The sequence below is a fragment of the Campylobacter blaseri genome, assembly GCF_013201895.1.
Lineage (GTDB): Bacteria > Campylobacterota > Campylobacteria > Campylobacterales > Campylobacteraceae > Campylobacter_B > Campylobacter_B blaseri.
Genome location: NZ_CP053841.1, coordinates 1,471,466 through 1,485,290, shown reverse-complemented (window position 1 = coordinate 1,485,290; position 13,825 = coordinate 1,471,466). Strand labels below are relative to the sequence as shown.

Below are 13,825 nucleotides of genomic sequence, written 5' to 3'. Positions count from 1 at the left end.
GTTTAGCTAAATTTCACAACAAATTCTTCAATATTCAATATCTTAACTTTCAAGCTTAAAGCGTTGACCACTAATTTTGCTTTTTTTATAGTCGATTTATCTTCTGTAACAAAGTATTTTGACTGGTGAGCATGGATAAAGTGCTTTAAATCATTGTGCATATTATTTGGTTTATTTTTTTGATTAATTTTTTCCTTATAATGAATATTAAAATCCAATAGAGAATACGCCAATTCTATTTTTTCAAAAATATTCATTTTATCTAAAGTTCTTTTGTTGTTAATATGAAGAAATGATTTCATAGTGTTTAAAAAATCATTTTCTATATTTTTTTCATTATCATTTACTATAAAATCTAAAAAAGGAATCAATTTTTTAAAATATTCAGAATTTTGATCTATAACCGTGTTATTATTTTTTGTATATTTTTTAATAGATAAAATATTTTTTCTAAAATCCCTATAAATTTTAGGATCGTCAATATCGCATTTTAATTTATTTAGAAAATTTTCAAATGATTCGGGAGTTAATTTATCATTTTCTAACATATCTAACATAAGTTTATCTTCGATTTTGCTAGTTGCAATAATGCATTCTTTAAATTGTGGAGCAATAACCCTAATTTGTTTTAATTTTTCAAACTCTTCTTGTTTGTATTTTTTTTATACTCTCATATCTTGTTTTTATATCAAATTTTTGCATAAACATTTCATCATTTTGTATACAAATTTCAAAACCTTTAGATATTTTAAACAAAAAATCTAAATCCTCTTTATGATATGAATCACAAGAATTTAGTAGATCTAGAATATGAGCTTCTGAGAAAGGAAATTTATATTTTCCTTTCAACTTTTTTATTGTTTTAAAAAGTTCACAAATTTTTTCCTCATTAGTTTTGGGTATATTTTTAAGATTTTGTATGATATTCCAATCTAAGTAAACATATTGCATTGCTATTCTCTTTATAGTCTAAGTAATTTAATAAAATAGTATTTTAACAAAATATATCATCTACTTGGTATCAATAGCAACATAAAATAAATAGTTAGCTTTGAAATTAATTAATATTTTATGGGCTTAATGGGTTACTCCTAACGAACAATTTTTTGTCTAACTTGCAAGACAAAAAGTATACTCGCCCAGTTCTCCAGTTCCGTTTGCAACAAACAATAAATATAAAGTTTCATTTTGAGCATATTCTTTAATTTTATTTTTCTTTAATATCTGATATATTTCATCATATTTTTTTATAGATTAATTCTAAATAATAATTTTTAAAAACTTTTTGTTATTTTATATAATTCCCTAGAAGTTCTAGTAATCTATGTGTAATAAAAATTTTACAATATCAAACAGCTTTTTTAATTAATAAATATGACTTATTTAACTTTTTGTCCAACTCTTATCATTAATTTTACAAAAGGCTCATATATAGTATATTTTATTAGTTATTTTAATCATAATCAAAATCAATATTTTTTAATTCTGTTGTGGGGCTATACGGCTTACCTTTTTTAGTAATTCTCCCTTTTTCTGAAAATAAATATATATTTTCTTTTGCTCTAGAACAAAGCACATACAATAATTTATTGGCTTCATTTTTTCTTTGTAATTTTTTTTGCGAATTAATTATGTACTCCCAATTGGGCAAATGCCCCTCTAGTAAGTCAAAAGCAATAACTGTTGTATATTCTTCACCTTTAACTCCGTGAATAGTGTTTATAACTATACCTTGTTTTTCTTGAAAATTTTTCTCCATCAAATCACAATCATGCTTTAAATTATATTTTTTTATTCTATTATCAATTTTTCCAAAAAAATCATCATATTCCGTCTTTAGTGCATTAGCTATATCAATCTTTAAAGTATTAAATACATTTGATATTGCATTTTTCAAGGTTTTTATTCCATTGCCTTGCATATAATTAGTTGAATTTATAGCTTTTAAAACATCAAATTTGTCAATATTGTCTGAAACATATATACCATAGTCTTCAGTGATTATTTTAATGACTTTTAAAGCCATTTTTCTTCTTAAAAAACTTTTTTCAGACTTTTTTGTAAATAACAATTTTGCTATTAAAAAATAAACATTTAAAGGATCGTATTTAATGGGGGTTATATTGGGAGAATCGAAATTACAATCCGGTAATATTTCTCTTAGCTTATTGCTCATATGATATATCTGCCCCCATTGAGGAGCTAATACGCAAATCTCATTTTCTGGAATACCTTTTCTTAATTCTCCTTTAATTATAAAAGAGATCTTTTCAGCTAAATCATCTTTATGTACATTGTATATATGCTTAATAACTCCTTTTTCATTTCTTATTTTAGATGTAGAAAATAGCCCTGTGGATTCTATTTCATAATTAATATAATAATCTACAACTCTTTGGGTTGATCTATAACATCCATCCAAACAAAAGTTTTTAAACTTAACTGGAAATAATTTTTCAATTTCTGATAAATTTTTAGCTACTCCACCTAATCCGCTATATATGGCTTGATTAACATCTCCCACAAACGATATATTAATACTGGGTTTTGTTTTGACAATCTCAGACAATATTAAATACTGTAATTCATTTGTATCTTGATACTCATCTACATGGATGCTTCTTATTAATCCTGATATATTATCAGCAATAAATTTATTATCTTTTAGCAACTCTAATGAATACTCTAAAATATTTTCAAAATCAATTTCTCTTTTTATAATAATGTATTTTTTGTATTCTGACATAATTTTTGGATTTTTATAGAAGTCTCTAATGCAACCTTTAATACCTATCCTTTTAGCAATCTCATCTATATACTTTTCCTTAATATACTCATCAATTATCCTATAGCCTTTGTTTAGTTTACTATGATACATAGCATAAGGTCTTATAATAAAATGTGAACAAAACTGATGTATTGTTCCTGTCCAAATATTAGATGTATCAACTTCAAAATCCATCAATCTATTTTCTATTTCATCAGCCGCTCTATTAGTATATGTAATTGCAATATTTAAAAGCCTAGAATCTTTATATTTTTTAGAAAGATAAGCAAGTCTATATGTTATAGTTCTTGTTTTTCCACTTCCTGGACATGCTGTCAATAAAAAATTTTCTTCACTTATGCATACTGACTTTTGTTTGTTGTTGAGTTCATTCAAAAAATCATATTCATGATTCATATTTCATTGCCATTTTTATAAATATTGCAACTACATCATCTTCAAATTTGTTGCAAAAGTTTTCGATAAATTGATTAATTTCATCTACTGATTTAAGTTCTTGTTTTAAATTTAACATTTCTTTTACATTCTCATCATCATACTTTTTCAAAGAATACTCTATCATTTTTAATTTAATAGATTGATTTATTACTTCTTGACTTGAAAAAGCAATTGCTTCTAAAATATAATTTGGAATTATTGCATCTGAATATACTATTCTTGCTAAAACAGTTGCATACCAGCCTTTTCTCATAGCTCTTACTATAGTCATAACTGAATCATATCTTGAAGCTACATCCTTTTCTAAATTATTCATATGTTCTTTTTTTGTCTCTAAATCAGCATAATGAATGTCAATTACTTTATTGATATATTTAATATTATTAGACTCATTAGCAAAGTCAATCTCTAATGTATAAGGTGCATAAAACATATCTACATATTTATTGTCATTAAATAATTTCGTTAATTTTTTTTGCCTACCTACCCCGCGCTTCTCAGCTTCTTTACTACATTTTTCGCTTCCATCTAGACATTTATCCAAATCGGTAATGATTGAACAATAGCGTTTTAATCTTTTTTCATGAAATATGCATGCTACATTCTCAAATCCGACACTACCAATATTTATTAACCCAATGCCCAGTTCGTCTAAAGAAACACCCATAACCTTTTTAGTTAAAGCTGGAATGAGTATTTCTTCACCATCACCTTCGACTAAAATAACTCCTTTTGAAAATAACAATACTGAACGTTTAGCATCTAAATATCTCTCTAAGCATTGGGTTATGGTTACATCTTTTGAATTAAGTATATTTTTTCCAAATTGATTCAGCTCAAAAGATGGTTGCATCACTTCTGAAAAATCACCATAAGTTTTCAAAATATTTACTTTATTAATTTCAGAGATTTCTGATAAATGAGTTGAATGTGTAGTCATTAAAATCTGTGTAAAATCTTTTGATACTTTTAAATTCGAAAATAAGGTTTTTTGTATATGTGTATGTATATGCGCCTCTGGCTCTTCTATAACCATTATATTTACTAATTCTCGATTACGATTTACTTCAAACTCAACTAATTTTAAAGCTACATATAACATATTAAGATGTCCCAAGCCCAAAGAATCAATATCATGTTTGTTGGAAGGAATAATTGTTAAGAATCTTGAAAGTAGCTCAATGTCATCTTTTAATTGAGACTCGATAAATACATTTGGAGAATATACCATACCAATCATCTCATTTAACTTAGAATTAATGTGATTGCCTATATTAGATATTTCATTGACTCCAGATATTTTATCATTTACTTCCTTGATTTTTTGTTTTATTTCATTTGAATCTTGCTTTGAAATCTCCGTTTTTATCGTGTCTATAATTCGTCTTATAGGATTTTTAGGCTTCTTTAAATCCACCGCTACATCCCGTAATGCATCAATAAATTCCACAGATATATATTGCCAAAATTCAGTAATATCTATTTTACTACCTATAATTGATAAATCTTCATTATCGGGATCATTATATTGAAATTGTTCAATATCTCCTACTATTTTTTTATATTTTTGATTATCTGTAAAATCAATTTGCGATCTAGATGTATACCAAAACTCATAATCAGATAGTTTTATACCATTTCTTATATTTTGAAATTCTTGCTGATTTTCCGCATTTGAAAGTTTTTTTCTAATTTGTTTTTGTGGCCTTATAAATAAAGTTACTGTTCCAATACTGTCACTTCCACATCTAATTAAATTTTTAATAAAAAGTTCGCTTTCTTTTTCTAATACAATATCTTTGCATATCTCATTTGTTTTTTCTTTGCTTGTAATTCCACTAAAAACAGCAGAAATAATAATCCAGTGTCCCTTCCAATTACTTAAACAATCTGAAAAATCATCTTCTTTTAATCTTTTAGTATTATAGTAATATGACGAATCCAGTAAAATCCTCAATGCTTTCATGGCATTAGACTTTCCAGAATCATTTTCTCCAATAATTGTATTGGCTCCTCGTTCAAATAAAAATTCTTCATTCTTAAAATTTTTATAATTTACAATTTGCAAACATTTTAAGTGCATATTATTTCCCTTTAAAAATTTATTCTTCGTGTACAATTTACTTATTTTAATTTTAAAGCACCAAAACTATATAAAATTTATACTGCATATTTAATAAAATATTTTTTGTACAAATATAATACAAATTAAATATATCCAAAATTAAAAAATAGATGGAAATAACTAATATTTTATAAACAAAATTTTATGATAAATTTAAAAATTATATATACCGTTATGCTATACAACGCAATTATAAAAAATCAAACAATGTTAACAAATAATGATACTTTATAAATAGTATTTATTAAAAAACATTGCCATACTCTTGCTCTTTTTTTGAAAATTATTTTGAAAATTTTTTATATCATTGCCTAATCTTATGATACCATTAGTTTGGTATAAGCGAGTTTTTACGTGCAGTTTTAGCAAGTGAATAAAAGACAAGCAACATATTAAAACTATAAAGTAAATTTGAACTCTTTTGTACTTTTTGCATTATCTCATCATGCTTTAGAGCATTTAAGGCTTTGGTGTATGACTTTTTAGGCGCTTCTGTTTTTTGTATATTTTTATTACCAGTATAATAATCTATTAATTTTTGAATACTTCCTATAGGTTGTTTTATAAAAGTAATTAATGGCGTTTTATCATAATCTAATCTTTCTAAAATAATTTTTCTATTTTTAATTATAAAATTTAGTTTATTTTCATTTTTTACATTGGTAAAATTTGCATCCCAAAGCATATTATTTAGACTGTTATTATCATATATTGTTTTATATGATTCAAATTTACTTTTAACCATTTGTTCTGATATAATCATGCCAGTAAACGGTGTCATTAAAGTAGGATTATCAAGAAATATAGAAATAAAAATTAAACAAATTATAAAGCATATAAAATTAAACCTAATCAAATAAAAAAATATGATATATAGCAATAAGTACAAAAGTATAAAAGCAATGCTATAAATAGAATAATCTATTGCTTTGATTATAATCATCATGGAAAAAATAGCATATATGAATATTTTTAACATTGGGATCATCCATAAATTTTTGTACTTTATCACTAAATACATTAGATATATTACCAATGCAGCAAAACAAATTGGTATCATTAACATTATCAATCCATCAGGCTTATTAATCATTATTTCCAATAAAAAATTATCAAAAATATATAAAGACGACATATATATAGCGATGCTTAGAATAGTGAAGTTTATTATTTTAAATAAATTTGTATGATGATCACTAGTATTTCTATATAATTTTAATGTTATTAAATCTAAAAACATCTCTAGATTATTTTTATTTTTAGGTATGCTTTGTGTTTTATTAATAAAACTTACCGCCTTATCCTTTTCATTCTTTTTAACCTTTGGATTTTCTAGTCTAAATCCTATCTCTATCTCCAGCTCTTTACAATATAATTCCAAACGATGAAACAAACTTGCATCTAGCGCATTGCCTTTGTTGCTTAGAGTATGTTTTATAAGCCTAAAGCCGTCTCTAAAATCATTTGTTACTTTTATACATTCATCTATTTCTTTATTTTGGTCATCATTTATGCTTTTATGTTCAATGAATTTTTTAAATTCTTCGTATGTAAAATCAGTTTTTGCATTAACAAAATTTAAAGCACCATCAAAAATACTTGATGAGAAATTAACTGGTTTTTTAAATATCACACTATAAAAACAAGCAACTTTTTTGAAATTAGCTTCGTGAAAATCAACAAAATCTTCAAAAATTCTATTGTTAAAATAAGCATTTTTTTCAAAAGTTGTGTTGCTAAAATTTGCCTCTTTTGCAAAAATAACATTTTTATCTGTTTTAAAATTTGCTTCACCATTAAATACTGTATCTTTAAAGTTTATTTCGCCATGAAACTCTGTATTTAAAAATCTTGCATCATCATGAAAAATAGCAGATTTAAAATTTGCATTCATTTTAAAAATCGTATCCGTAAAATAAGCTTTATCGTTAAATTTTGCATTTGAAAAATTTGCTTTATTTGCACAATATGCTTCTGTTAATATTATTTTATTAAATTGTGTTTTATAAAATTTTACTTCATCGTTAAACTTTGTTTTATTTAATTTAAGTATATTTTTAAAATTTGCTTGACTAAAAGTTGCATCTTTTGTAAATTGAGCTTGTTCTAAAATGATTTCACATTCAAATATACTCCTGTAAAAACTTACAGATTGCTCAAAAATAGCCTTGGTAAAATTTATCTCTTCTCCATTAAAACATTTGCCCCTTAAATCAAAATAAGATTCAAATGTAGATAATGCAAAATTTACAACATTAAATTTTTTAATATCTAAAATGATTTTTTGCTTAAAATTAGATGCTTCAAAATTTATATTTTTTAAATCATTTTCTGAACTCAATTCAAAAGATTTATTAAAAATACTACTTGCAAAACACATATTACTATCAGCATTTTTAGAAATAACATCTTCACAAAATTCACATGTATTAAAACTAACATCTCCTTCAACGTAAACTTTGTCTGCAAATTTACATCCGCTAAAACTAACATTATCGCTGTTGCATGTAATTAATTCATTTTCAAATTCACAAGAACTAATATCAGGAAGTTTACAATTGCAAATTATGATTTTTCGCTTAAGTTCCTTTAAATTTTTAATTGTTGTTTGGTTTTTCTCATAAAAACATTGATTAAGAATGATATTTAATTCATCATTTTGTAAATATTTTTCTAAGTCCATAGAGTTTTCAGATTTTAATTTTGAGTCGAAAACAAAGCCATTTAGAATGAAAAAAGTTTGATTGTTATATTTTGATTTTTTAATTGAGTATAATTTTAATGAATCATTTGATTCTGCAATACTAGAAACAATTCCTAATTTTTTAATTTTTTCAAGCTCTGTTTGTTCTATGTTTTCTTGAATCTTTAAAATGGCATTTATATCTAAGTCCATTTGCAACCCTCCGTATTTAAGCATAGGTTAAAAATTTATATTATATAAAAATGGTATCAAAAATCAACTTTTATATTTATTATTAAAATTATTTTTGAGTAAAATTTCAAAATATCTTTAAGTGCTTATTTAATAGATTTTATAATTACATTATTGCTTATGAATTTTATTTCACATATATAGTATTATTTAAAATTTTGGTATTAATTGCGTATAGTTTGTATATGTTTTTATAGTTTTTTACTATATACAGATAAACAATAAAATATTTTACAAAACTTTCTATAAAAATTTATGTTTTATTTTTTATATTAATTCCAAGCTGTTAAAAAATATCTAATTTTGTTATTTTTAGCATCTTGTGAATTTTTGTTATTTCATCTGATAAAATTCTTAAAATCTATTATTACCCACAATACTATAAGCAATATATTTTATAAAATAAACAAGATAAATTAAATTTAAAAAATTATAAATTTTAAAGCGTAATATATAATTATTATCATTATTTAATTTCCACTTAGCTAATATTTTATTAATAATTTAATATGCTAAATTTAAATAATAATCCGCCTAAAAGGAAACAGATGGATAAAAATACAAAGCTAAATAATAACTTAGCTAATAGTAAAACAAAAACATCCAAAAAAGATTTAAATTTAGATAATAAAAATAGTAACTTTAACCAAGCAGATAATAGCTTAAACAATCAATCAAATTTAAATTATAAAAACCAAACCAAAGGTAACACAATATGAAATTTAAAAAACTATTATTGCTTTTTTTAGTATTTATCGTAGGTTATATATCATTTGAAGTATATACTTCTGAATATGAATTTTCAATATTAGTTGGTGGTACTGTTTTAACAATAGCAATTCTTATATCAAATTTCGTTGAGACAACATCAGATTTATTTAACAACCTTACAACATCTTATCCAATACTATGCTTAATAGTATTGTTTGCAATATCTCTACTAATATTATATCTCATACTAAAACACTTTTTTAAAAAACAAAAGATACTCTTAGCTTTTTTAGTAATCATAGCCTTAACTTTAATCTTTATAAGAACTATGCCTGATTACTCTAATAAATATGGCATAAGCTTAACTACTATATTTAAAAAAGAAAAATATAAACAAGGATATTGTTTAAAAGAAGACAGAATACTACCGAAAGAGGAGTTATATAAAAAAGCTGTTTTTGATTATATAGAAAAGTATAAAATTCTAAATGAAAAAATTGATTATTTTATGCATAATTGTAGTAAAAATACCACAAAAGACAATAAATACTATATATATGAAAACTTTACCATTGATAATTGGGAAGAGTATTTAAGAACAAATATAAATAATGAGAATTTCTTTTCTAATGATAATCTAAAAGTAGCAAATTTAGATGAGCTTTTTCAAATAGATACAAAAACAAATATAGCTGGGTTTAAAAAGCCAGTTATTTATACGGATATGTGTAAAAAAAGATATGAAATATACTTAAATAATAGCCTTATTTTTTCAGAAGAAGGTATTATAAAAACCACTATAGACATACAAATTAATAGCAAAGATTATTATAAAAATAAATCTATAAACAAAATTATTGATGAGCATAAAGAGATTGTAAAAAAGAAAAATAGATATTCACGAAAAATAGATAATTGTGGAAATGTGAATTATAGTATTGATAAAGAAGTTGCATCATACTTGGAAGATTATTTTAGATAAATTAAAAACTTAAAACAAAGGAAAAACAATGGCAACATATAAATTAGATTTAAATGGTGATTATTCAAGTGAGGTATTAAGCTACTACTTGTGGGGACAAAAGAATGCTCCTAGTAAAAGTGAGATAGCAGATACTAAATGGATAGACAGAAAAGAAGGTATTACTTTAAATGTAGATGGCGAGGAGTTAGCTAAAAAACTAGGAAATTTTGTAAATGCAAAAGATTTTAAACTTTTAAAGGAGAAACAATGTCAACATACAATCTAACCAAAGGTAACAAAATATGAAATTTAAAAAAATAATTATTATATTTTTAGTATTTTGCGGTTTTGTTTTTACTATATACACTCTTATTTTTTTAAATTACTATTTTCATAGATATGATAAGGCGAGAATTTTATTATATGAATCAATAATGAATGAAGAAATTAAATTTTGGAAAATCATTGACATAAAAAAAGACAAATTAAGTGTTGATAGTTTGTTGGAACTTATAAAAAAGCAAGAAAAATATAAGTATAAATTTTATAAAGATTGCTTAGAAGTTATAGAAACTGAAAATAATAATTCGCAATGTGAGTTTAGATTTAATTTTAATTTTAATTATTTAGATGAAATGCAACAAATAATGCTTGTTTATAATTTTGATAAAGAAACAGTTGAATTTCATAAATCTTTGTCATTAGATTGGTATTTTAATGATAATAATCAAAGATGCAGGAACTACCAAACAATGGGAGAATATTATATGTATAACTATATAGGAAATGAAAAATATCCTAGGTTTGATCTATATCAATCTTGGGGTGAAACTTATTGTGAAAATTTAGAATTTAATAAAAAGGATGGAAAATGAAACAAATTAATTTAAGTATAGATGAATTGAATGCTGAAACTATAACAAATTTATATCTATATGGCAAAAAGGATAAACCTTCATTTGAAGAGCTGAAAAGTGGTTCATTTATGAATAGAGAAAATATTACATTGTATGTATCTGATATAGATGAATATATGAAATCTTTTGGGAGATTTGCTAATGCCTCTCAAATAGAAAAAGTTTCAAATTTTTTTAGTGATGACTTTGGTAAAAATGTTAAAAAGGGGGAAAGAAAGGATTATGAACTAAACGAAATACCCGGTAAAAGAAGCTATAGTTTTAAACAAGTTGATTTTAAAGGGAAAAATGAAAAAGAATGGGCAGAGAGAACTTATATGTTTAATACTCAGCTTTATTTTCTAACAAAGAATGCTAAATTTGTTATTGATGAAAATGGAAATAAGTATATTGAAAATTTTGCTATACTTCCTGGGAAAGAAGATTTTGATTTTAAAGGAGGTAGTTGGATTGTAGATATAGGAAATAGTTTAATTAAGAATGATATTGATCCATATAATATAGGAAAAACATTAAAAATAACGTATCCTAGCTATAAAAAAGAAAATATTAATAATCCAGATTATAATAATTATGGAAAATTGATAAAGTATAGTTTTAGCGATTATAAAAATGACATAAAAAGATATGACGAAGAAAATTATGGAACATATATTGGCTTATTGCAGCCAATGAGCAAGCTAGTGGATAAATTGTGGGATAATGGTACTACTAAATTTATAGATGATAAAGGTAAGACTATTGTATATGGTTCTGAAAATAGCGATATCTTGTCTACAGAAAATCTTGATGGTAAAATAAAATTTTATTATAATAAAAATAGAATAAAAGGAATTCACTATATTGGTGGAAGTGGTTCTGACACCATAAAAGGAACGGAGGCTGAAGATATCTTAGAAGGTGGAGATGGAAATGATACTTTAATAGGTGGAGATAAAAAAGACACTATGTTTGGTGGCAAAGGTTTTGACACCTACTATGCAGGAGACAAAGATATCATAGAAGATAGTGATGGTAAAGGAGAGGTTCATTTTAATAATATAAATCTAACTGGAGCAAAAGAAAAAGTTAAAGATAAAAAAGATACTTATGAAGATGACAAGTTTATATATAAATACAATGAATCAAGCTTAACTTTAAAAGTTTTAACTAAAGATGAAAAACAAAGCTTAACCATAAAAAACTATAAAAAAGATGAAAAAAGTTTAGGGATAAATTTAATTGATAAATTAGGAAAAGAAGTTGCTATAGTTATAGATACAACTGGTTCAATGGGTGATGATATACAAACTGCTAAAAATAATGCTAAATTAATAGCTAATAATATATTTAAATCAAATACAGATAAAAATGTGTATTCTAAAATTTCAATTGTAACATTTAGTGATAACAACATAAGAACAATAGGAACTTATGATAACTATGCTTCTTTTCAAAGTGGAATTAATAGTGTGAATATTGAATATGGCGGAAGAGAATATCATTGTGCTGCTATGATAGAGGGCATGAGAAACTTTACTCCAAATAATGGACTTAGTAAAGAGATATACCTTATGACTGATGAAGGTGGAGATGATAACCATAGAATGAACGAAGTTATAGCTATGGCAAATAATTTTGGAGTCTCTTTAAGCAGAAGTCTAGATAATAGCAATGTTTATGATAATAGTGTAAAAATAAACATAATATCTATAAACTCAAATATGGAGCATCTAAAAAACTATAGTGATAAAACAGGTGGCTTGTATTTTCAACCAAATAACTTAGATGAGTTAGCTGATGCTTTATTTGATGCAAGCAATCTAGGCACAAATAGCAATGAAACAATAATAGGAAATGAAAAAGATAATATCATAAATGGTAAAGGTGGTAATGATGTATTACAAGGTGGCAACGGAAGTGATACCTACATATTTGAAGCAAACTTTGGAAAAAATACTATCATAGAAACAAATAAAAATAATATTGATAAAAACATCATTAAATTTACAGATGACACAACTATAAATGAACTAAGTTTTACTAACAAAAAAGATGATTTAATAATTAAAAAAGAAGATAATCAAATAACCATAAAAGACTTTTATAAAAATGAAGAGAAGATATCTTTTATAGAGTTTAAAGATGGAAAAACTTTAAACTATGATGATATTTTAACTATAACTTCAAAAGATATAGTTAAATTTGGTTTAAAAGATGAAAACTATTTAAATACAAATTTCAAATCAGCTTATCTTAAAGCAGATACAAACACAAAGACACATCTAAGTGGCGGATATAAAAATGATATTTTAATAGGTGAAAATGAAAATGATAACATTGATGGAGAATTTGGTAAAGATATATTAATTGGGGGTAAAGGAGATGACAAACTTCAAGGAGGCTTTGGAGATGATGTTTATATATATCATAAAGGAGATGGAAAAGATATTATAAAAGATAGTGGAGGAAATGATACACTTATACTAAAAGGTTTATCAAAAGATGATGTAGAGCTTAGCATAAAAAATAAAGATTTAGTTATAAATGTAAAAGATACAGATGATAACATAATAATTAAAAATCATTACAGATGGATATTTGGAAAACATAATGAAATTGAAAACATTATATTTGACAAAGATAATAAACTAGATACATCTTATATAAATGATTGTATAAGCTCATCAACAATAAATAAAGTTATAGAACAACTAAACTCCTACTCAGACAATAATGGTTTAATAAACATCACTAGTGATGATATAAAAAATAATACAAATTCAATGCAACTTGTTATGAGTGGATGGGGAAGTTAAAAGTTTGTAAAGTTTATTAAGTAAAAATATACAAAATACTTCAATTTATGATTAGACTAATAATTTTTACAATGATATTTGTTGATAGAAAAATATATGATAAACGATCAGACTTAAAATCTATTATTGCCCACAATATTATAGACAAT

10 protein-coding genes are annotated in these 13,825 nt (G+C 24.3%); 5 read left to right on the top strand and 5 right to left on the bottom strand.

What is annotated here, in order from left to right; genetic code table 11:
• Positions 1–2: 2 nt before the first annotated feature.
• The 5 genes from CBLAS_RS07355 to CBLAS_RS07335 all read right to left on the bottom strand — a co-directional run bounded on the left by CBLAS_RS07355 (position 3) and on the right by CBLAS_RS07335 (position 8,247).
• Entirely contained in the window at positions 3–548 is a 546-nt protein-coding gene (locus CBLAS_RS07355) for a hypothetical protein (protein ID WP_133169619.1), read from the bottom strand.
• A gap of 88 nt (positions 549–636) precedes the next feature.
• A complete protein-coding gene (locus CBLAS_RS07350) occupies positions 637–951 on the bottom strand; it encodes a hypothetical protein (RefSeq protein WP_106872086.1) in 315 nt (104 codons plus the stop codon).
• Positions 952–1,453: 502 nt separating this feature from the next.
• Positions 1,454–3,184: a UvrD-helicase domain-containing protein gene (locus CBLAS_RS07345; RefSeq protein WP_106872084.1), complete on the bottom strand. Its 1,731-nt coding sequence runs from the start codon at positions 3,182–3,184 to the stop codon at positions 1,454–1,456.
• Entirely contained in the window at positions 3,174–5,309 is a 2,136-nt protein-coding gene (locus tag CBLAS_RS07340; protein ID WP_106872082.1) for an ATP-dependent nuclease, read from the bottom strand. Before CBLAS_RS07340 ends, CBLAS_RS07345 begins: the two co-directional genes overlap by 11 nt.
• Before the next feature lie 370 nt (positions 5,310–5,679).
• The gene (locus CBLAS_RS07335) at positions 5,680–8,247 is read right to left on the bottom strand and encodes a pentapeptide repeat-containing protein (protein WP_157940032.1); all 2,568 of its coding nucleotides are present in this window, start codon (positions 8,245–8,247) and stop codon (positions 5,680–5,682) included.
• Positions 8,248–8,834: 587 nt separating this feature from the next.
• Here CBLAS_RS07335 and CBLAS_RS07330 point away from each other — a divergent pair.
• The 5 genes from CBLAS_RS07330 to CBLAS_RS07310 all read left to right on the top strand — a co-directional run bounded on the left by CBLAS_RS07330 (position 8,835) and on the right by CBLAS_RS07310 (position 13,676).
• Positions 8,835–9,005, top strand: coding sequence for a hypothetical protein (locus CBLAS_RS07330; RefSeq protein WP_157940031.1), 171 nt, complete (start codon positions 8,835–8,837; stop codon positions 9,003–9,005).
• Positions 9,002–9,979 carry a hypothetical protein gene (locus tag CBLAS_RS07325; RefSeq protein WP_172658205.1) on the top strand — a complete coding sequence of 326 codons (978 nt, stop codon included), beginning with the start codon at positions 9,002–9,004 and terminating at the stop codon, positions 9,977–9,979. The genes CBLAS_RS07330 and CBLAS_RS07325 overlap by 4 nt, the downstream gene beginning before the upstream one ends.
• Positions 9,980–10,007: 28 nt before the next feature.
• On the top strand, positions 10,008–10,247 hold the full coding sequence (locus CBLAS_RS07320) for a hypothetical protein (RefSeq protein ID WP_172658204.1): 240 nt from the start codon (positions 10,008–10,010) through the stop codon (positions 10,245–10,247).
• A 148-nt stretch (positions 10,248–10,395) separates the two neighbouring features.
• Entirely contained in the window at positions 10,396–10,836 is a 441-nt protein-coding gene (locus CBLAS_RS07315; protein WP_172658203.1) for a hypothetical protein, read from the top strand.
• A complete protein-coding gene (locus CBLAS_RS07310; RefSeq protein ID WP_172658202.1) occupies positions 10,833–13,676 on the top strand; it encodes a VWA domain-containing protein in 2,844 nt (947 codons plus the stop codon). The genes CBLAS_RS07315 and CBLAS_RS07310 overlap by 4 nt, the downstream gene beginning before the upstream one ends.
• Positions 13,677–13,825: the final 149 nt, after the last annotated feature.